The following is a 17,910-nucleotide window of genomic DNA, read 5'->3' as shown; positions in this document are numbered from 1 at the left end:
TTCGTGTTCGACTCTGTCACCATCACCGCACTCACGAGTGCGCTCGATGGGCTCTCGCTGCGCCAGCGGGCCATCGCCGACAACATCGCCAACATCAACACCCCCGACTACCACGCCAAGCGCGTGCGGTTCGAGGAGGCCCTCGCGGACTCGATCGCCCGCGGCGACGGACGCGTGTCGGCGACGGTCGGCACCTCGCTGGAGCCGACCAGGCTCAACGGGAACAACGTCAACCTCGACACCGAGACCCTCTCCAGCATCGACACCATGCTGCGCTACCAGTTCGCGACGCAGGCCGTGAACGGCTCGTTCTCCTCCATGCGCACCGCGATGAGGACCTCATGACCTTCGACGCGATCGGCATCGCCGGCACCGGACTGACCGTGCACCGCAAGTGGCTCGACGCCATCAGCGACAACATCTCCAACATCAACACGGTGCGCTCGACCGACGGCGCCGCGTTCCGTGCGCGCTACGTGCTCGCGCAGACCAGCGCCCAGTCGCCGGGCGTCTACGTCGCCGGCACCGTGCAGGGCAGCGCCGAGGGCCGCCTCGTGCACCAGCCCGACCACCCCCTCGCCGACGCGAACGGCTACGTGCGCTACCCCGACATCGACCTCGGCGACCAGATGAGCCAGCTCATCCTCGCGCAGCGCGGATACCAGGCCAGCGCGGCGATCGTCGACCGAGCCCGCACGACCTACGAGTCGGCCCTGCAGATCGGACGCAACGCATGAGCGCGGTCTCCGGAATCGAGGCCGTCGCCTCGTCCCTCGGTCTCACCACCTCCCCCGTCACCGGGGCGAAGACGACCGACGGCTCCGCCTTCGCGAACAGCGTCACGGGCGCGATCGACGAGCTGCGCTCGCTGCAGTCCGACTCCGACGCGCTCAAGGTCGCCGCGGTCACGGGCGACCTCGACGACATCCACGCGGCCATGATCGCGTCGTCGCGCGCGGCCGTGACGCTCGAGCTCGTCGCCGCCGTGCGCAACAAGGGCGTCGACGCGTTCAACGAGATCATGCGGATGCAGGCCTGATGCCCCCGGCCGTCGCCGGTGCGTTCCAGCGCATCCGCCGTGTCATCGCGGGGTTCTCGCTCGCCCAGCGCACCATCGCCATCATCGGTGTCGCCGTGCTCGCCCTCGGCATCATCGCCCTGTCGAGCTGGCTCACCCGCCCCACCTACACCCCGCTGTTCTCCGGGCTGAGCGCGACCGACGCCAACGCCGTGGTCGAGCAGCTCCGCTCCGCGTCGGTGCCGTACGAGCTCGCCGACGGCGGCGCCACCGTCCTCGTGCCGGAGAAGGACGTGTACGACCAGCGCCTCGCCGCCGCATCCGCCGGACTGCCCAGCGCCAACAGCGCCGGCTACTCGCTGCTCGATGACATGGGCGTCACCACCTCCGAGTTCCAGCAGTCGGTGACGTACAAGCGCGCCATCGAGGGCGAGCTCGCCGCCACGATCTCCGCGATCGACGGGGTCTCCGCCGCCTCCGTGCAGCTCGCGATCCCCGAGGAGAGCGTCTTCGTGTCGGAGACCGTCGACGCGACCGCCTCCGTGTTCGTGGAGACCGCGGGCAACAGCACCCTCGACCAGAAGCAGGTCGAGGCGATCGTGCACCTCACCTCCGCGGCGGTCAGCGGCATGAAGCCGGAGAACGTCGCCGTGGTCGACCAGACCGGGCGCACGCTGTCGGCCGTCGGCGTCGGCTCGACGGGCGGCCTCGACCAGCAGGCGGGCGACTACGAGGCGCGCGTCACGGCGAGCGTGCAGCAGATGCTCGACACGGTGGTCGGCCCCGGCAACGCGACCGTCACGGTGGTCGCCGAGATCGACCGGTCGGTGAACGAGCGCATCGAGGAGACCTACACCCCGGCCGAGGGCGCCCCGCCGCTGACCGAGGAGACCCGCAGCCAGACGCAGAACGGCGCGAGCTCGGAGGCCGGCGTGCTCGGCCCCGACAACATCGCCGTGCCCAGCGAGAACGGCGGCACGTCGTCGGCGACCGAGCAGAGCCGCACCAACGCGGTCAACAAGGCCACCGAGAGCACCTCGACCCCGGCCGGCACGCTGCTGCGGCAGTCGGTGTCGGTCGCCGTCGACGCCGGGGCGGGCGGCGACCTCAGCTCCGCGCAGCTCAGCGACCTGGTGTCCACGGCCGCCGGCATCGACCGCGCCCGCGGTGACGACCTCACCGTCGAGCTGGTCGCGTTCAGCAAGACCGACGCCGAGTCCGCGCAGGCGGCGCTGCAGGCCGCGAAGGACGCCGAGAACGCGGAACGACAGGCCGCCCTGCTCAACACCGTCATCATCGCCGCGGCCATCGCGATCCCCCTGATCGCCGCGATCGCCGCGTTCATCATCCGCGCCCGCCGTCGGGCCGGACGCGTGGAGGAGTTCGACCAGCTGTTCGGCGACCGGCCGCCCGCCCTGTCGGCGCTGTCCGCCGACGCGCCCACCGCCGTGCTGGAGGCCCCGACCACCCCGCTGGCGTTCCTGGAGCCGGCGCCCGACCTCGACCCGGAGCCCGAGCCCGACCCGGAGCCCGCCCAGGTCAGCCTCGAGCGCCGCCGCGCCGAGATCGGCGCCCTCACCCGGCAGGATCCGCAGCGCACGGCCGAGCTGCTGCGCACCCTCATCGACGATCGGTCGCACGCGTGACCGGGCTGACCGACCGGCAGACCGCCGCGGTCGTGCTCATGAACCTCGACCGCGCCCAGGCGGTGGAGGTGATGAAGCACCTGTCCGAGGCCGAGGCGGAGGCGGTGGCCGCGGAGATCATCGGGCTGCAGGACCTCGACGCCGCCACGACGGCGCAGGCACTCGGACAGTTCCACCGCATCGCCGCCGGGCACCTGCCGCCCGCACGCGGCGGACGCGACATCGCGGCCGGCCTGCTGGAGGCGTCGTTCGGCGCCGAACGGGCGGCGGCCGTGCTGGGCCGCGTCGGCTCGACCTCGATGAGCGCCTCGTTCGAGTTCCTCACCTCGGCCGACCCCGCGCAACTGGCCACGCTGCTGGACGGCGAGCTGCCGCAGACCGTCGCGCTCGTGCTCGCCCACCTCTCCGCGGATCAGGCCGCCGCGGTGCTCGCCGCGTTCCCCGACCCCGCCCGCACCGACGTCGCCCAGGCCATCGCGACCATGGGCACCGCGTCGCAGGAGGCCATCGCGATCGTCGCCGACGCCCTCAAGTCGCGCACCGGCAGCTTCGCGTCGCGCGACGCCCCGGAGGTGCTGGGCGGTGTCGAGCCGCTCGTGGAGATCATCGGCCGCTCCGGGGCGACGATCGAGAAGGCGCTGCTGGCGAGCATCGAAGACCGCGACAGCGCCCTCGCGGAGGACATCCGCTCGCGCATGTTCACGTTCGTCGACATCGTCAAGCTCGACGACCGGGACACGCAGCGCGTGCTGCGCGGCATGGACATCCGCTCGCTCGCGCTGGCCCTCAAGGGAGCCCCGCAGCCCATCGTCGACCTCATCCGCCGCAACGTCTCCGAGCGCAACAGGGAGAACCTCGACGAGGAGGCCCGCACGCTCGGGCCCGTCCGCATGTCGCAGGTCGAGGAGGCACGCGCCGAGATCGTCCGCACGATCCGAGCCCTGGAGGCGGCGGGCGACATCACGGTGCAGCGCGCCGACGAGGACGAATATGTCTACTGACGCCTTCGCCCCCGCGGCCTTCCCGCGGCTCGGCGGCCCCGACCACCGCGCCGAGCAGGAGCGTGCACGCCGTCGCGGCTACGCGGAGGGCCACGCCGAGGGGTACCGCGCGGGTGCCGCCCAGGCGGAGACCGAGGCCAGGGCGGCCGAGGAGCAGCGGGCGCAGCGTGAGGCCGCCAGGGCGCACGAGACCGCCGCCGCGGTGGCCGCCCTCCACGCGGCCACCGCATCGATCGCAGCGCGCGAGCAGGAGCTCGCCGCGGTCGCCCACGAGCAGGTGCTGCGTCATGCGATCGAGCTGGCCGAGCTGATCCTCGCCGCCGAGCTGAGCGAACCGGGGGCCTCCGCCGCCGCCGCACTGCGCCGCGTGCTCGCCGCCCCGGAGGCCGCGGCCGCCCGCACCGTCCGGGTGCACCCCGACGACCTGCGCGTGCTGGAGCGCGACCCCGAGACGGCCGGCCACGGCTTCACCCTCGTGGCCGACGCCACGCTCGACCGCGGAGACGCCGTCGCGGTGCCGGAGCACGGGGTGGTCGACGCCCGGGTCTCCGCCGCGCTCGACCGTGCCCGCCGCGCGCTCGACGGGAGCGCGACATGACGGCCTGGGGCGCGGTGCGCGACGCCGTACGACCCGAGCGCATCGGCGAGGTCACCCGGGTACGCGGGCTCAGCGTGCACGTGCGCGGACTCGACGGCGCGGTGGGTGACGTCGTGACGCTCGACGGCATCGACGCCGAGGTCGTGGCCACGGGTGAGGACGGGCTGCGGTGCATGCCGCTCGCCCCGGTCGCCGGGCTCACGGTCGGCGCGCCCGTCCGCGGCAGCGGCGGTCCGGTGCGGGTGCCCACCGGACGAGCGCTCCTCGGGCGGATCCTCGACGGGCTCGGCCGCCCGATCGACGGCAAGGGCCCGCTCGTCGCCCCCACCGTGAGCCTCGACCACGCCACGCCCTCCCTCCTGGAGCGCGACCGCATCACCGCCCCGCTCCCCCTGGGCGTGCGCGCCCTGGACACGCTCGTGAGCGTCGGCCGCGGTCAGCGCGTCGGCCTGTTCGCGGGCTCCGGGGTGGGCAAGTCGTCGCTGCTGTCGATGATCGCGCGCGGCACGGAGGCCGAGGTCACCGTGATCGCGCTGGTCGGCGAACGCGGACGCGAGGTGCGCGAGTTCATCGAGGACGACCTCGCACCTGCCGGCCTCGCCCGGTCGGTCGTGGTGGTGTCGACCTCGGACCAGCCGGCCATGGCCCGCATCCGGGCGGCGTTCACGGCCACGCGCATCGCCGAGGCGTTCCGCGACGACGGCGCCCACGCGATCCTCATGATGGACTCGCTCACGCGCGTGGCGATGGCCCAGCGCGAGATCGGGCTGTCGGCGGGCGAGCCCCCGGCCACGCGCGGCTACCCGCCGTCGACGTTCTCGATCCTCGCCGGGCTGCTGGAGCGCGCCGGCACCGACCGCACCGGGTCGATCACCGGCATCTACACCGTGCTCGTCGACGGCGACGACCACAACGAGCCGATCGCCGACGCCGTGCGCTCGATCCTCGACGGCCACGTGGTGCTCGACCGTGCCCTGGCGCTGTCCGGCCACCACCCCGCGATCGACGTGCTCGGCTCGGTGTCGCGCGTCGCGGGCAAGATCACCGGGGCCGAGCGCCGGGCGCACGCCGCGACGCTGCGGGCCGTGCTCGCCGCGCGCCGTCGCGCCACCGACCTGATCGACATCGGCGCGTATCACGCGGGAGCGGATCCGCGGATCGACGCCGCCATCGCGCACGAGCGGGAGATCTCCGCCTTCCTCACGCAGTCGCTCGACGAGACCTGCGACATCGAGGAGTCGTGGCGCCGGCTGGACGCCCTGGTCGGCGCCTTCGAGGGGGTCGCATGAGTCGTTCGTTCTCGCTGGCCGGTCTCCTGCGCGTGCGGGAGATCCAGGAGCGTGCCGCGGCGCAGCGGCTGTCGCGGGCCGTGATCGACGCGCAGCACACCGAGGCGCGCGACCGGGCCCTGCGCGCGCACCTGTCCGGCGCCGACACCGAGGCCGTCGACGTGCGCTCGCTCGCCGCGCTCGCCGCCGCCCGGGTGGCTGGCCGCGCGCTGCTCGCCGACCTGCGCACGCTGTCGGAACTGCAGCACGAGACCGTCGCCGAGGCGCGCGCGGAGCACGCGGACGCCCGCCGCACGCTGCGCGGCCTGGAGCGCCTGGCCGACGCCCACGCGGCCGAGCTCCGTGCCACCGACCTGCACGCGGAGCAGGCGGAGCTCGACGAGATCGGCACGCGCACGCGGACGGAGGACCCCCGGTGACCCCGATCGACCTCCTCGGCGCGCTCGGCGCGCGCGCACCCCGCCCCTCCGGCGGCCCGGCGGCCGCGCCGTCGGCGGGGGCCGCGGCGTTCGCCGACGCGGTGCGCGATGCCGAGCGCTCGGCCCAGCGCCGCAACGCCGCCGAGGATCGCGGTCGCAGCGCGACGGCATCCGCGGATGCCGCCGAGACGCCGGTTCCGTCCGCGGAGTCCGCCCCCGGGACGGCCGCCCCGACCGAGCCGCGCCCGGCGCCGGCCGACCCCACCGGCGCCGGCGCCGGAGACCTCGACCCCGCCCCCACCACGGCGCCGCCCGCACCCCCCGCTGCGGCGACCCCCGCTGCCCCGGCCGACGGCACGCTCGCGGGTGGCACCGGGCCCGCGGCACCCGGCGTGCCCGAGGTCGCGACGCCCGCGGGTGACACCGCCTCCGGTGGCATGGCCCCGGGCGGCGACACGCTACGCGCACTCCGCGCCGACGCCGACGCCCTCCCCGTCCGCGCGGCGCCCGCACCCTCCGCGACCGCCGCGGCAGCCCTCGCTCCGGCGACGGCTCCCGCGCCGCTCCCGGGTGCCGTCGGTTCCGCGCTCGGGGCGACCGCGGCGGACGGGGCGGCCTCCCCGGCGGGGGCCACGACCGCCTCCCCCGCAGCCGCTTCCCCCGCAGCCGCTTCCCCCGCAGCCGCCTCCCCCGCAGCTGCCTCCCCCGCGCACGCGCCCGCCGCGTCCTCCCCCGCGGCCGCCGCAGCCGCCCCCGCGCCCGCCGCGGCTGCGACTCCCGTGCCCTCCACCACGTCGTCCGCCCCCGCGCCCGCCACCGCGACGACCGACACCGCACCGCCCCTGCGCCTCGTGCCAGGCGACACCGGCTCCGCCCCCGACGCCGCCACCGACGCCGCGACGACCCCCGCATCCGCACCCGCCACCGCCGCGACCGCGAGCCCCGCCGCCGGTCCGTCCCCGGCGTCGGAGGGCGCAGCCCCCGTGGCCGCCGTCGCCCCGAGCAGCCCGGCCTCCGCCGCCGCTCCACCCGCCGCCGCGCCCGCCGCCGCGGCACGGACCCCGCTCCTGCCGCAGCTGTCGGCGCCCGTGGTCTCGCTCGCCCGCGCGTCCGACGGCGACCACCGGATCACGCTCACGGTGTCGCCCGAGAACCTGGGACCGGTGACCGTGCGCGCCCACATCTCCGGCGCCGCGATCCGCATCGAGCTGCAGGCGCCCGGTGAGCTCGGCCGCGAGGCGCTGCGGGCGATCCTCGCCGACCTCCGCCGCGACCTCGCCGTCGCCGCGCCCCAGGCCACCCTGAGTCTCGCCTCGTCGTCGGACGGCCCCGGCTCGTCCACCCCGCAGGGCCCCTCCGCCGGAGGCCAGGGCACCGCCGGAGGCCAGGGCGCCGCCGGGGGCCAGGGCACCGACCGGCAGCCCGCGGCCGCGCGGCCCCTGCCGTCGACCTCGCCCGCACCACCGCCGCCCGTCCCGACCGCCCCGCCGCACGGCGGCATCGACGTCTACGCCTGATCAGAGAGGACCCCATGACCACGGTCGACTCCATCCCCGGCACGATCCCCCCGGGCAGCACGCCCGCGTCCGGCGTGCAGACGGGCAGCACCACCCCCGCGTCCGAGCGCAAGAAGACCCTCGACTCCGAGGTGTTCCTGAAGCTGCTCGTGACACAGCTGACCAATCAGGACCCCAGCTCGCCCATGAACACCAACGAGATGATCTCGCAGACCACGCAGCTGGCCTCGATGGAGCAGCTCACCGCGCTGTCGACGACCACCACCGAGAACTTCGCGCTCAGCATGCGCCAGACCGCCGCCGCGCTGATCGGGCGCGAGGCGCAGTACGTCGACGCCGACGGCACCACCAAGAAGGGCATCGTCACCGCGGTGTCCTACAAGGGGGCGGTGCCGCTCGTCATGATCGGCGACGTCTCCATCCCCCTCGACGCCGTCTCCGGCGTCTCCCTCGCTCCCGGCTCCGCTGCCTGACCCCTCTCCCCAGAAAGGCATCACCATGCTCCGCTCGCTCTTCTCCGGAATCTCCGGCCTCCGCTCGCACCAGACCATGCTCGACGTGACGGGCAACAACATCGCCAACGTCAACACGACCGGCTTCAAGGCGTCGTCCGTGCAGTTCCAGGACTCGCTGTCGCAGCTGCTGCGCAACTCGATGCTGCCGCAGCAGGCCCAGGGCGGTCAGAACCCCGCCCAGGTGGGCCTCGGCGTGCAGGTCGCCGGCATCAGCACCAACTTCGCCGGCGGTGCCCCGCAGCCGACCGGTGTGCCCACCGACCTGATGATCTCGGGCGACGGCTTCTTCGTGGTGCGGTCGGGCGGCGAGACCCTGTACACCCGCAACGGCGGCTTCACGTTCGACGCGACCGGTCGCCTGGTCGGCGCGGGCGGCGCGCTCGTGCAGGGCTGGACGGCGCAGAACGGCGCGATCGTTCCCGGCCAGGGCATCGGCGACATCACCCTCCCGGTCGGAGCGCTGAGCCCCGCCGCGGCCACCACGACCGCCCGCGCCACCGGGAACCTGCCCTCGGGTGCCGCCGTGGGTGAGACCCTCGTCCGCGACATCAAGACCTATGACGCCGACGGCGCCGCCACCACGCTGCGCCTCACGTTCACCCGCACCGCGACCGGGTGGGACGTGGCCGACGGTGCCGGTGCCACGACCTCGCTCACCTTCACCGACGGGAAGCAGAACGGCGCGGGCAGCATCGTGTCGGGCGGCATCACGGTCGACCTGTCCGCCGTGACCGGCTTCGCCGACGTGAGCGACCTCGCCCTCAAGGAGCAGAACGGCAAGCCGGCCGGCACGCTCGCCTCCTACGCGCTGACCAACGACGGCAGCCTGGTCGGGACGTTCAGCAACGGCGACACCCAGGTGCTCGCCCGCATCGCGCTCGCCGGCTTCGTCAACCCCGGCGGACTCGAGAAGGTCGGCTCCTCGCAGTTCCGCCCGAGCGGCAACTCGGGTCAGCCCGAGCTCGGTCAGGCCGGGACCGCGGGCCTGGGCGGCATCATCAGCGGCGCGCTGGAGATGTCGAACGTCGACCTGTCGCAGGAGTTCACGAACCTCATCGTGGCCCAGCGCGGCTTCCAGGCGAACGCACGCATCATCACCACGAGCGACGAGGTGCTGCAGGAGCTGACCAACCTCAAGCGCTGATCCCGCGGGGTCGCACGGGAGGGTCCACCGCGCGTCGGGGGCCCTCCCGTCTCGTACGGCTTGGTGGAGCGGGCGGAGCGTCAGGCCGGGCGGAGCGCGTCGGCGGCGGCGCGGAGCACCTCGTCGTTCACCGCGAAGTACGCCCACCGCCCGCGCTGCTCACGCGTGACCAGTCCCGCCTCGGCGAGCAGCTTCATGTGGTGCGACACGGTCCCCTGCGACAGCCCGACGGGCTGGGTGAGGTCGCAGATGCACGCCTCCCCCTCCGGGCTGCCCGAGATGAGCGACAGCAGCAGGACCCGGGTCGGATCGCCCATCGCCTTGAACACGCGCGCCGCCCGCTCGGCGTCGTGCGGCGTGAGGGCGGAGGTCACCCGCGGCACGCAGCACGCGGTCTGGTCGATCACGGTGGGGAGACTCACCTGTCCAGTCTCTCACGTATTGACATTCTTCGATAGATCCGTGATGCTCCCCGTATTGATATTCATCGATACGAGGAGCATCGCATGTCCGCACTACCCGTCGTCGTCATCGGAGCCGGCCCGCAGGGCCTCGCCGCCGCCGCCCACCTGACCGAGCGCGGTCTCGACGCGATCGTCGTGGAACGCGGCGACGCCGCCGGGGCAGCCGTGGCGGAATGGGGGCACGTGCGCCTGTTCTCCGCGTGGCCCGAGCTGACCGACGCGGCGGCGCGCCGCCTGCTCGAACCCACCGGCTGGGTCGCGCCGAGCCGCGGGTACCCCACCGGCACCGAATGGGTCGAGGGCTACCTCGCACCCCTCGCCGCGAGCCTGGGCGAGCGGGTGCGCTACGCGACCACCGTCACCGGGATCGCCCGACAGGGACGAGACCGGGTCGTGGACAGCGGCCGCGCGGCGCAGCCGTTCGTCGTCCACACGCGAGACCGCCAGGGCGTGGAGGGCCGCATCGTCGCCCGAGCGGTCATCGACGCGAGCGGCACCTGGGGCCTTCCCAACCCCGCGGGCGCCGACGGCTTCCCCGCCCTGGGCGAGACCGCAGCCGCCGACCGGGTCTCGTACCGGATCCCCGACGACGTGTCCGCGTTCGCCGGGCGGCACGTCGTGGTCGTGGGGGCCGGGCACTCCGCGACGCACACCGCTCTCCGCCTCGCCGACCTGGCCCGCCGCGAACCGGGCACCCGCGTCACCTGGCTCCTGCGGCGCGGCAGCACAGGGCACACCTTCGGCGGAGGTGACGCCGACGACCTCGCCGAGCGCGCCGCCCTCGGCCGCCGCGCGCGCGAGGTGGTCGACGCCGGGACGGTCGAGCTCGTCACCGGGTTCCGCGTCGCCGAGCTCGCCTCCCACGGCGACACGCTCTCGCTGCACGCGGAGGACGGCCGCGAGATCGCCGGGGTCGCCCAGGTGTTCGCGCTCACCGGGTTCCGGCCCGACACGAGCTTCCTGCGCGAGGTGCGCATCGCCCTCGACCCCACCCTCGACGCCGTCGCCGGCATCGCCGCCGACATCGACCCCAACATCCACTCGTGCGGCTCCGTGCCCGCCACCGGTGCGCGACAGCTCGCCCAGCCCGAACAGGACCTGTTCGTCGTCGGCGCCAAGTCGTACGGCCGGGCGCCGACGTTCCTCGCACTGACCGGCTTCGAACAGGTCCGGAGCGTGGTCGCGCACCTCGCGGGCGACCACGAGGCCGCCGCGCGCAATGAGCTCGTGCTCCCCGCCACCGGGGTGTGCGGCGGTGCGGGCGGGTTCGACGCCGAAGCCGGAGGCGGCTGCTGCGGCGCGCCGACCGTGCTCCAGCTCGGCTCGCGCCCGGTCAGCGTGGGCTGACGCGGGGGCGTTACTGAGGTTTAGCATCCATAAAGCTCAGTAACGAGATCGTTACTGAGCTTTAGCACCCATAAACCTCAGTAACGCGGCCGCTACTCCGCCGTCGTATCCGTCGAGCTGAGCCGAGTGGCAGGCGGGCTGCGCAGAGGGCCCGCCACCGGGTGGATCGCCGCGCCTCCGCGGGGTCAGACGTAGACGCCGCGGTCCTCCATGAAGCGGACGGGGTTCGTGTACCCGCCGTTGATGTACACCTCGAAGTGCAGGTGGCAGCCGAACGAACGGCCGGTGTCTCCGGCGTACGCGATGACCTGGCCCGCGTTGACCCACTGGCCGCGGCGCACGATGATGCCGCCGTTCTTGATGTGCGCGTAGCCCGTGCTCACGCCGCCGCCGTGCTGGATGCGCACGTAGTTGCCGTAGTTGCCGTTCGATCCGGCGTAGTCCACGGTGCCGGAGTTCGCGGCGTAGATCGCGGCACCGCAGCCGTTCGCCAGGTCGGCGCCGTAGTGGAAGCTCGACGAGCAGCCCCGAGGGCCGCAGATCGACGTGCGGGGTCCGTAGCTGGAGCTGCGGGCCCCGCCGTGCGGCCGCACCCAGCCGCCCGAACCGGCCGAGCCTCCCCCGCCGCCGTTGCCGCCGCCCGCCGCGGCCGCCGCCGCGGCCTCACGCTCCCGTCGGGCTTTCTCCTCGGCCTCGCGCGCCGCGACACCCGCCTGGTACTGCGCGACCGTGGTGGCCGTGGTGTCCTTGAGGGCCGCGAGCTGCGCCTGCATGGTCGCCAGGTTCGCCGACTGCTCGTCGAGCGCGGCCTGCGCGGCCTCCGCGGCCTGCTGTGCCGCCTCCATCTTCTGCTCGGCGACCTGCTGCAGCCGGTCGCGCTCATCGCGGGCGACCGCGGCCTGGTCGCTCAGCGACTGGGCGGCGTTGCGCGCCGCGACGGCGTTGTCGTACACCGACTGGTTGTACTGCAGGAACTTGTCCATCGTCCCGAGCCGCGACAGCAGCTGGTCGGCGCTCGCACCGGAGCCGGCGAAGAACAGCTGCAGCGACGTGTCGTCTCCGCCGCTGCGGTACAGCTGCGCCGCGATCTGTCCGGCCTTCTTCGCGGAGGACTCGGCGAGCGCGGACTGCTCATCGGCCTCCGCCTGGAGGTTGTCCGCCTCGGTGATCGCCGCGAAGTAGGCCTGCTGGGCGGCGTAGAACTCGTCCGACGCGACCTGCGCCGCCGCCTGCGTCTCCGCGACCTTGCGGGTGAGCGACTGGATCAGCCCCTCGATGCGCGAGACCTCGGCCGCTTTGGCCGCCTCGTTGTTCTTGGCCCGCTGCACGTCGTCCCAGCTCGGATAGGTCGCGGCGTACGCGGCCGACACCCCGGTGCCCACGCCGAACGCGGCGAGCGCGACCACGCCGAGCGCCCCGAGCCCGAAGGCGCCGCGGCGGCTGACGTTCACCCGCCACAGCGACTCGCGCTCGGCGGGGGTCGGGGCGCACCCGCAGTCCTCCGCCGCCGTCTCGGCCGCCGTCTGCGGGGTTCGCTGCTTCACGGGGTGCGTCTCCTTCTCTTCCGCTCCGCCTCCGGCGCCGCGCGCACGTCGATGCGCTCTCGGTCGGGTCCGGTCCCGTCCATGCTGACCCCGGTCGACGCGCCCGGCCGCCTGCGACACGGCGCACGCGCCAGGTCGGGGCGTCGTCGGCGCGTCGCGCACCCCGCGCCCTAACGCGTCGCGCCGCACGGCCGACAGTCCCTCCCGACAGCCCAGGACGGGCCGTCTGTTCTCCGTCTCCGGACGGAGCGAGCCTTCCAGGATGGAGCCCATGATCGTCCTCACGCGCCTGAACCGCACCCGGTTCGCGGTGAACCCCGACCTGATCGAACGTGTGCAGGCCACGCCCGACACGACGCTGATCATGGTCGACGGCGCGACCTTCGTCGTCACGGAGACGATGGACGACGTGATCGCCCGCATCACCCGCTTCCGCGCGGGAGTGCTCGCCACCGCCGCCGCCCTCGTCGCCACGGACACCGTCGACACGGACACCGTCGACACGGCCGCCGCCGGGACGGAGGCCTGATGGATCCGTCGCTCATCCTCGGTCTGGTCCTCGCGTTCGGGGCCCTGATCGCCATGATCAACCTCGAGGGCGCGACCATCGGCTCGCTGCTCCTGCCCGCCCCGATGGTGCTCGTGTTCGGCGCGACCATCGCCGTGGGTCTCGCCAGCGGCACGCTGCGCGACGCCCTGCACGCCGTGAAGTCGCTCCCCCGAGCTTTCCGCGGCGAGCGCCGCACCGCGCAGAGCATGATCGACACGGTCGTCGGCTACGCCGAGAAGGCCAGGTCGGAGGGGCTGCTCGCCCTCGAGCAGGGCCTCGACGAGGAGAAGGACCCGTTCCTCCGGCAGGCACTGCAGAGCATCGCCGACGGCACGGACGCGGAAGACCTTCGGGTGCTGCTGGAGGACGAGCTGACGTCGACCGCCGCCCGCAACCGCACGGCCTCGCGCTTCTACATGACGCTGGGCGGCTTCGCCCCCACGGTCGGCATCATCGGCACGGTCGTGTCGCTGACGCACGTGCTGGAGAAGCTCGACAAGCCCGACACGCTCGGCCCGATGATCGCGGCCGCGTTCGTCGCGACGCTGTGGGGCCTGCTGTCGGCCAACTTCATCTGGCTCCCGATCGGCGGACGCCTGCAGCGCCTGGGCGAGCTGGAGCTGGAGCGCATGACCGTGCTGATGGAGGGCATGCTGGCGATCCAGGCGGGCGCCGCACCGCAGCTGGTGCGGGAGCGCCTCGGCGCGCTGGTGTCCGACCGGTCCGGCGGACGCTCGCGCCGCACCGAGCAGCCCGCACCCGCGGAGGACGCCGAGGACCTGTTCTCATGAGCGTGCGCGCACGCCGCCGCGTGACCGAGTCCGAGCACAGCGGACCGGACGAGCGCTGGATGGCGTCGTACCTCGACATGGTCACGGTGCTGATGTGCATGTTCATCGTGCTGTTCGCGATGTCGACCGTCGACCAGGAGAAGTTCGAGGCGCTGAGCGCGTCGCTCGCCACCGGCTTCGGGCAGGAGCCCTCCGAGGACATCGACGCGGTCACCGGTGTCGTGGTGCCGCCCGAGCTGGTGGACGAGAAGGGCCAGGACTTCGCCGACACCGAGGCCGCGGCGGCGCAGCAGGAGTTCGACGAGCTGTCGGCGCTGCGCGACCGGCTGCGGCAGGTGCTCGCCGAGCGCGGCCTCGAAGCCGACGTGACCTTCACGATCGACGAGCGCGGCCTCACGATCGGCCTGGTGAGCGCCGAGACGTTCTTCACCACCAACAGCACCGCGCTGAGCCCCGCCGCCACGCAGGTGCTCGACGCGCTGGGATCGGTGCTGGTCACGACGCCCAACGAGATCTCGGTCGAGGGCCACGCGGACGCCCGGGGCTCCGTCGCGCCGTTCCCGACGAACTGGGAGCTGTCGGCCGGGCGCTCGACCCAGGTGCTGCGCTACCTGGTGGAGTCGGCCGGCCTGCCGCCCGCGCACCTGAAGTCGGTGGGCTTCGGCGACACCCGTCCCGTGGTCGCCGGCAGCACCCCGGAGCAGCTGGCCGAGAACCGCCGCGTCGACATCGTGGTCCTCTCCGATGCGAGCGAGGAGGTGCGAGCGCTGCTCCCCGCCGCGGGCGCGGCGCAGACCTCCCCCTGACCCCTCCCTAACGCACGCCCTCCGCCGCCCGATAGTCGGGTACGTGGTGAGGGATGACGGTGCGCGCTCCGCGGTGCGCGCACGCACGGCGACAGCGACCGCCGAGGTCGAGGTGTACGACTTCGGCCGTGCGGCGACGCTGTCGCGCGAGCACGCGCGCACGCTCGAGCTCGCGTTCGAGACGTTCGCCAGGCAGTGGTCGGCGCAGCTGTCCGGCCGGATCCACGTGCGCGCGACCATCGCGGTCGAGCACGTCGGGATGCTCACCTACGGCGAGTACGCGCAGTCGCTGCCGACCACCACGACCATGATCGTGTGCGCCCTGCCCGACTCCGACGAGCGGATGATCCTGCAGGTGCCGACCTCCACCGCCACCTCATGGATCGTGCAGATGGTGGGAGGGCGCTCGACCGCGACGGTCGACGACCGCACCTTCACGCCGATCGAGCAGGCGCTGCTGCGCTCCCTCGTGACGGAGGCCACGGAGCACCTCGCGGCCGCGCTCGACGGCCTGCTGCCCACCGGGGTCACCGTCGCCGGGATCCAGTACAGCTCGCAGTTCGCGCAGGTCGCGGCCGCCGGGGAGCCGGTGATCGTGGCGCGACTGTCGATGCGGCATGGCGGGCGCACGGTGCCGGCGAGCATCATGCTGCCCGCGTCCGTGCTGTCCGGGTTCGCCGTGCGCGAGGCCCTCACCGACCGTGCGGAGACCCCGGGCCTCGTGCGCCGCCAGGTCGAGGCCGCGCCCGTCGAGGTCGCACTGCGCCTCGCGCCCCGCTCGGTCCTGCCGCGCGAGGTGCTCGACCTCGCGGTCGGCGACCTCCTCGCCCTCCCCCACTCCGCCGACCGGCCGCTGCTGCTCACGGTCGGCGATCAGACCGTCGCGACGGCCGCGGTCGGCAGCTCCGGCGCGCGCCTCGCGTGCGTCGTCACCACCACCGTCCCCGCATCCGCCCCCGCCGCTCAGGAGTCCGCGTGACCAGCACCACCGCTTACGAATCCGCCGTCGCCGCCGCTTTCGCCGCCCGGCTCCCCACGGCAGCGCCCGTCACCGCACGGGCGTCGCAGGCCTCCGGCGACACCGGCGACGCGGTCGTCGTGCAGTTCGTCGGCGAAGCCGGAGCCCAGCTCGCCGTGCAGCTGCTCGACCCCGACGCGCTGATCGACGGCCTGGCGGGACGGCCCGTCGCCGACCGGCTGCTCGACGCGCTGGAGGCGGCCGTGACCGCCCTGGGCCCCGGCGTGCTGGGCGAGGCCGCCACGGGCGATGCGTCGGCGCTGTTCGCCGACCCGCACGCGCAGCTGTTCGACCTGGTCGACGAGGGCGAGCGCACGATCGGCCGGCTCGCCGTGCGCATCACCCACCGCCCGGCACGACCCGCCGGCGGCGACGGCCGCCTGCACCGCATCGCCGGTGTGGAGATGGAGCTGACGGTCGAGATCGGCCGCACCCGCATGGCCGTGCGTGACGTGCTCGACCTGGAGCCCGGCCGCATCGTGGAGCTGGACCGTTCGGCCGGCGCCCCTGCGGACGTGAAGCTGAACGGCCGCACGATCGCCCACGGCGAGGTCGTGGTGGTCGACCAGGACTACGCGGTGCGGATCACGCGCATCCTCGAGAACGTCGAGGCCTGACCCTGGACGACCTGCTGCTCGCCCTGCGGGTCGGGCTCTCCCTGGCGGCGGTGCTCGGCCTGCTGTGGTTCCTGCAGCGCCGGGTCGCGAAGACCCAGTCGCGCAAGCGCGACGCCGAGCCGATCACGGTGCTGGGGCGTCAGGGCCTCGGGGCGAAGGCGCAGCTCGTGGTGGTGCAGACCGAGGACGCCCGCTACGTGCTGGGTGTCACGGAGCACGGCGTGAGCGTGGTCGACCGCCTTCCGCTGCGCCCGGAGCCCGCGGCCCCGCCCACCGGGCCGGCACCGCGCGACGCCGCCGCCGACGCCGCGGAGTTCGAGCGCATCCTCGCCGCAGCCGCGCTCACCGGCACCCCCGCGACCCCCGCGACCTCCGGCACGCCCGCGACCCCCGCACTCACCGGCACCCCCGCACGCCCCGCGACCCCGGGCGACGGCACCGAGCTGCGCCGGCGCGTGCGGCACCGCAACGACCCCCTGCGCGGCTCCATCCTCTCCCCCGACACCTGGCGGCAGACCGCCGAGGCCCTCCGGCGCGCACGATGACCGCAGCCCGGGCCGTCGAGCCTCGTCGCGCGCCGTGGCGGCTGCTCGCCGTCGCGGCCGCGGTGCTGCTCGTGGTCGCGGTGCTCGTGCTGTGCAGCGGCGGTCCCGCGCACGCCGAGGTGCTGCCCGACGACCAGGGCGAGGGCGTCTCGATCGACATCAACGGCGTCGACGGCAGCCCGTCCGGCTCCATCCTCACGCTGCTCGGCATCACGCTGCTGTCGGTCGCTCCGGCGCTGCTGCTGATGATGTCGTCGTTCACGAAGATCTTCGTGGTGCTGGCGATGACCCGCAACGCGCTGTCGCTGCCGACGATCCCGCCGAACCAGGTGCTGGCGGGCCTGTCGCTGTTCCTGTCGCTGTTCATCATGTGGCCCGTGCTCACCGAGATCAACACGCTCGCGGTGCAGCCCTACATCGACGGCGCCCTCACGTTCACGCAGGCGGTCGACATCGGCCAGGGCCCGCTGCGCGAGTGGATGCTGCACTACACGCGCGAGGAGGACCTCGCGCTCATGACCCGCATGGCCGGTCAGGACAACCCCGACGACGCGGCGAGCGTGCCGATGTACACGCTGATCCCCGCGTTCATGATCTCGGAGCTGCGGGCCGCGTTCATCATCGGCTTCGTGATCTTCGTGCCGTTCCTGGTGATCGACCTGGTCGTGGCGGCCGCGCTGATGTCGATGGGCATGATGATGCTCCCGCCGGTCATGATCTCGCTGCCGTTCAAGATCCTGCTGTTCATCCTCGTGGACGGCTGGGGGCTCATCATCAAGGCCCTCCTGGAGAGCTACGGAGGTGTGGGATGAGCCCGGAGGCCGTGCTCGACATCGGCGCGCAGGGGCTGCTCATCGCGGCCAAGCTCGCCGCGCCCATGCTGGTGACCGCGCTCGTGGTGGGCTTCGCGATCTCGCTGCTGCAGTCCATCACCCAGGTGCAGGAGGTGACGCTGTCGTTCGTGCCGAAGATCGTCGCGGTGGGCATCGCCCTGCTGATCGCGGGCAACTGGATGATCGCGGAGATCATCGCCTTCACGAACGAGATGTTCGCCCGGATCCCGGCGCTGCTGAGCGGGTGA

At 73.7% G+C, this 17,910-nt stretch carries 22 protein-coding genes; 20 read left to right on the top strand and 2 right to left on the bottom strand.

Annotated features, from left to right (window positions below):
• The first annotated feature begins 3 nt into the window (after window positions 1-3).
• From ACFWCH_RS09885 to ACFWCH_RS09835, 11 genes are read left to right on the top strand one after another with little or no spacing between them, the layout of a single operon-like run.
• On the top strand, window positions 4-345 hold the full coding sequence (locus tag ACFWCH_RS09885; protein WP_136031061.1) for a flagellar basal body protein: 342 nt from the start codon (window positions 4-6) through the stop codon (window positions 343-345).
• Window positions 342-737 carry a flagellar basal body rod protein FlgC gene (locus tag ACFWCH_RS09880; RefSeq protein WP_136031062.1) on the top strand — a complete coding sequence of 132 codons (396 nt, stop codon included), beginning with the start codon at window positions 342-344 and terminating at the stop codon, window positions 735-737. The genes ACFWCH_RS09885 and ACFWCH_RS09880 overlap by 4 nt, the downstream gene beginning before the upstream one ends.
• Window positions 734-1,039: a flagellar hook-basal body complex protein FliE gene (gene fliE / locus ACFWCH_RS09875; protein ID WP_136031064.1), complete on the top strand. Its 306-nt coding sequence runs from the start codon at window positions 734-736 to the stop codon at window positions 1,037-1,039. The genes ACFWCH_RS09880 and fliE overlap by 4 nt, the downstream gene beginning before the upstream one ends.
• The gene (gene fliF / locus ACFWCH_RS09870; RefSeq protein ID WP_206251669.1) at window positions 1,039-2,664 is read left to right on the top strand and encodes a flagellar basal-body MS-ring/collar protein FliF; all 1,626 of its coding nucleotides are present in this window, start codon (window positions 1,039-1,041) and stop codon (window positions 2,662-2,664) included. Before fliE ends, fliF begins: the two co-directional genes overlap by 1 nt.
• The gene (gene fliG, locus ACFWCH_RS09865; protein ID WP_136031068.1) at window positions 2,661-3,665 is read left to right on the top strand and encodes a flagellar motor switch protein FliG; all 1,005 of its coding nucleotides are present in this window, start codon (window positions 2,661-2,663) and stop codon (window positions 3,663-3,665) included. Before fliF ends, fliG begins: the two co-directional genes overlap by 4 nt.
• A complete protein-coding gene (locus ACFWCH_RS09860; RefSeq protein WP_378803457.1) occupies window positions 3,655-4,263 on the top strand; it encodes a FliH/SctL family protein in 609 nt (202 codons plus the stop codon). The genes fliG and ACFWCH_RS09860 overlap by 11 nt, the downstream gene beginning before the upstream one ends.
• Window positions 4,260-5,552 carry a FliI/YscN family ATPase gene (locus ACFWCH_RS09855; RefSeq protein ID WP_378803456.1) on the top strand — a complete coding sequence of 431 codons (1,293 nt, stop codon included), beginning with the start codon at window positions 4,260-4,262 and terminating at the stop codon, window positions 5,550-5,552. Before ACFWCH_RS09860 ends, ACFWCH_RS09855 begins: the two co-directional genes overlap by 4 nt.
• Window positions 5,549-5,971 (top strand): hypothetical protein, encoded by a 423-nt coding sequence (locus ACFWCH_RS09850; protein ID WP_206251671.1) that lies wholly within the window; start codon window positions 5,549-5,551, stop codon window positions 5,969-5,971. The genes ACFWCH_RS09855 and ACFWCH_RS09850 overlap by 4 nt, the downstream gene beginning before the upstream one ends.
• Window positions 5,968-7,488 carry a flagellar hook-length control protein FliK gene (locus ACFWCH_RS09845; protein ID WP_378803455.1) on the top strand — a complete coding sequence of 507 codons (1,521 nt, stop codon included), beginning with the start codon at window positions 5,968-5,970 and terminating at the stop codon, window positions 7,486-7,488. Before ACFWCH_RS09850 ends, ACFWCH_RS09845 begins: the two co-directional genes overlap by 4 nt.
• Window positions 7,489-7,502: 14 nt before the next feature.
• Window positions 7,503-7,961, top strand: a complete 459-nt coding sequence (locus ACFWCH_RS09840) for a flagellar hook capping FlgD N-terminal domain-containing protein (protein ID WP_136037090.1) — start codon at window positions 7,503-7,505, stop codon at window positions 7,959-7,961.
• 25 nt (window positions 7,962-7,986) lie between these two features.
• Window positions 7,987-9,147, top strand: coding sequence for a flagellar hook protein FlgE (locus tag ACFWCH_RS09835; protein ID WP_136034174.1), 1,161 nt, complete (start codon window positions 7,987-7,989; stop codon window positions 9,145-9,147).
• A gap of 80 nt (window positions 9,148-9,227) precedes the next feature.
• On the opposite strand, the gene ACFWCH_RS09830 is transcribed toward ACFWCH_RS09835, so the two are convergent.
• Window positions 9,228-9,569 (bottom strand): ArsR/SmtB family transcription factor, encoded by a 342-nt coding sequence (locus ACFWCH_RS09830; RefSeq protein ID WP_378803454.1) that lies wholly within the window; start codon window positions 9,567-9,569, stop codon window positions 9,228-9,230.
• An 84-nt stretch (window positions 9,570-9,653) separates the two neighbouring features.
• On the opposite strand from ACFWCH_RS09830, the gene ACFWCH_RS09825 reads away from it, so the two are divergent.
• The gene (locus ACFWCH_RS09825; RefSeq protein ID WP_378803453.1) at window positions 9,654-10,958 is read left to right on the top strand and encodes an FAD-dependent oxidoreductase; all 1,305 of its coding nucleotides are present in this window, start codon (window positions 9,654-9,656) and stop codon (window positions 10,956-10,958) included.
• Between the two features lie 185 nt (window positions 10,959-11,143).
• Here the strand turns inward: ACFWCH_RS09825 and ACFWCH_RS09820 are convergent, their stop codons facing one another.
• Window positions 11,144-12,502: a M23 family metallopeptidase gene (locus ACFWCH_RS09820; protein ID WP_378803452.1), complete on the bottom strand. Its 1,359-nt coding sequence runs from the start codon at window positions 12,500-12,502 to the stop codon at window positions 11,144-11,146.
• A 271-nt stretch (window positions 12,503-12,773) separates the two neighbouring features.
• Between ACFWCH_RS09820 and ACFWCH_RS09815 the strand changes: the two genes are divergently transcribed.
• From ACFWCH_RS09815 to fliQ, 8 genes are read left to right on the top strand one after another with little or no spacing between them, the layout of a single operon-like run.
• Window positions 12,774-13,031 (top strand): flagellar FlbD family protein, encoded by a 258-nt coding sequence (locus tag ACFWCH_RS09815; protein ID WP_136031176.1) that lies wholly within the window; start codon window positions 12,774-12,776, stop codon window positions 13,029-13,031.
• Entirely contained in the window at window positions 13,031-13,843 is an 813-nt protein-coding gene (locus ACFWCH_RS09810) for a motility protein A (RefSeq protein WP_136031174.1), read from the top strand. Before ACFWCH_RS09815 ends, ACFWCH_RS09810 begins: the two co-directional genes overlap by 1 nt.
• Complete coding sequence (locus ACFWCH_RS09805; RefSeq protein ID WP_136031172.1) at window positions 13,840-14,649, top strand: flagellar motor protein MotB; 810 nt, start codon at window positions 13,840-13,842, stop codon at window positions 14,647-14,649. The genes ACFWCH_RS09810 and ACFWCH_RS09805 overlap by 4 nt, the downstream gene beginning before the upstream one ends.
• Before the next feature lie 43 nt (window positions 14,650-14,692).
• Window positions 14,693-15,628 (top strand): flagellar motor switch protein FliM, encoded by a 936-nt coding sequence (locus tag ACFWCH_RS09800; protein ID WP_205814364.1) that lies wholly within the window; start codon window positions 14,693-14,695, stop codon window positions 15,626-15,628.
• On the top strand, window positions 15,625-16,284 hold the full coding sequence (gene fliN / locus ACFWCH_RS09795) for a flagellar motor switch protein FliN (protein WP_136031168.1): 660 nt from the start codon (window positions 15,625-15,627) through the stop codon (window positions 16,282-16,284). The genes ACFWCH_RS09800 and fliN overlap by 4 nt, the downstream gene beginning before the upstream one ends.
• Window positions 16,285-16,334: 50 nt before the next feature.
• On the top strand, window positions 16,335-16,829 hold the full coding sequence (locus tag ACFWCH_RS09790) for a flagellar biosynthetic protein FliO (RefSeq protein ID WP_378803451.1): 495 nt from the start codon (window positions 16,335-16,337) through the stop codon (window positions 16,827-16,829).
• The gene (fliP, locus tag ACFWCH_RS09785) at window positions 16,826-17,641 is read left to right on the top strand and encodes a flagellar type III secretion system pore protein FliP (RefSeq protein WP_206251678.1); all 816 of its coding nucleotides are present in this window, start codon (window positions 16,826-16,828) and stop codon (window positions 17,639-17,641) included. The genes ACFWCH_RS09790 and fliP overlap by 4 nt, the downstream gene beginning before the upstream one ends.
• Window positions 17,638-17,910 carry a flagellar biosynthesis protein FliQ gene (fliQ, locus tag ACFWCH_RS09780; protein WP_136029649.1) on the top strand — a complete coding sequence of 91 codons (273 nt, stop codon included), beginning with the start codon at window positions 17,638-17,640 and terminating at the stop codon, window positions 17,908-17,910. The genes fliP and fliQ overlap by 4 nt, the downstream gene beginning before the upstream one ends.

It is taken from the genome of Microbacterium sp. NPDC060132, assembly GCF_042729675.1.
GTDB classification, from domain to species: Bacteria; Actinomycetota; Actinomycetes; order Actinomycetales; family Microbacteriaceae; genus Microbacterium; species Microbacterium sufflavum.
Note: the sequence above shows the minus strand (reverse complement) of the source record. Positions and strands in the feature narration are given on the sequence as shown.

Bases quoted from the DNA above. Each gene is read 5' to 3' on its own strand.
- ACFWCH_RS09855 (WP_378803456.1), top strand. From the start codon at position 4,260: ATGACGGCCTGGGGCGCGGTGCGCGACGCCGTACGACCCGAGCGCATC.
- ACFWCH_RS09810 (WP_136031174.1), top strand. From the start codon at position 13,031: ATGGATCCGTCGCTCATCCTCGGTCTGGTCCTCGCGTTCGGGGCCCTG.
- fliP (WP_206251678.1), top strand. From the start codon at position 16,826: ATGACCGCAGCCCGGGCCGTCGAGCCTCGTCGCGCGCCGTGGCGGCTG.
- ACFWCH_RS09880 (WP_136031062.1), top strand. From the start codon at position 342: ATGACCTTCGACGCGATCGGCATCGCCGGCACCGGACTGACCGTGCAC.
- ACFWCH_RS09815 (WP_136031176.1), top strand. From the start codon at position 12,774: ATGATCGTCCTCACGCGCCTGAACCGCACCCGGTTCGCGGTGAACCCC.
- fliQ (WP_136029649.1), top strand. From the start codon at position 17,638: ATGAGCCCGGAGGCCGTGCTCGACATCGGCGCGCAGGGGCTGCTCATC.
- fliF (WP_206251669.1), top strand. From the start codon at position 1,039: ATGCCCCCGGCCGTCGCCGGTGCGTTCCAGCGCATCCGCCGTGTCATC.
- ACFWCH_RS09825 (WP_378803453.1), top strand. From the start codon at position 9,654: ATGTCCGCACTACCCGTCGTCGTCATCGGAGCCGGCCCGCAGGGCCTC.
- ACFWCH_RS09860 (WP_378803457.1), top strand. From the start codon at position 3,655: ATGTCTACTGACGCCTTCGCCCCCGCGGCCTTCCCGCGGCTCGGCGGC.
- ACFWCH_RS09850 (WP_206251671.1), top strand. From the start codon at position 5,549: ATGAGTCGTTCGTTCTCGCTGGCCGGTCTCCTGCGCGTGCGGGAGATC.
- ACFWCH_RS09840 (WP_136037090.1), top strand. From the start codon at position 7,503: ATGACCACGGTCGACTCCATCCCCGGCACGATCCCCCCGGGCAGCACG.
- ACFWCH_RS09835 (WP_136034174.1), top strand. From the start codon at position 7,987: ATGCTCCGCTCGCTCTTCTCCGGAATCTCCGGCCTCCGCTCGCACCAG.
- ACFWCH_RS09805 (WP_136031172.1), top strand. From the start codon at position 13,840: ATGAGCGTGCGCGCACGCCGCCGCGTGACCGAGTCCGAGCACAGCGGA.
- fliE (WP_136031064.1), top strand. From the start codon at position 734: ATGAGCGCGGTCTCCGGAATCGAGGCCGTCGCCTCGTCCCTCGGTCTC.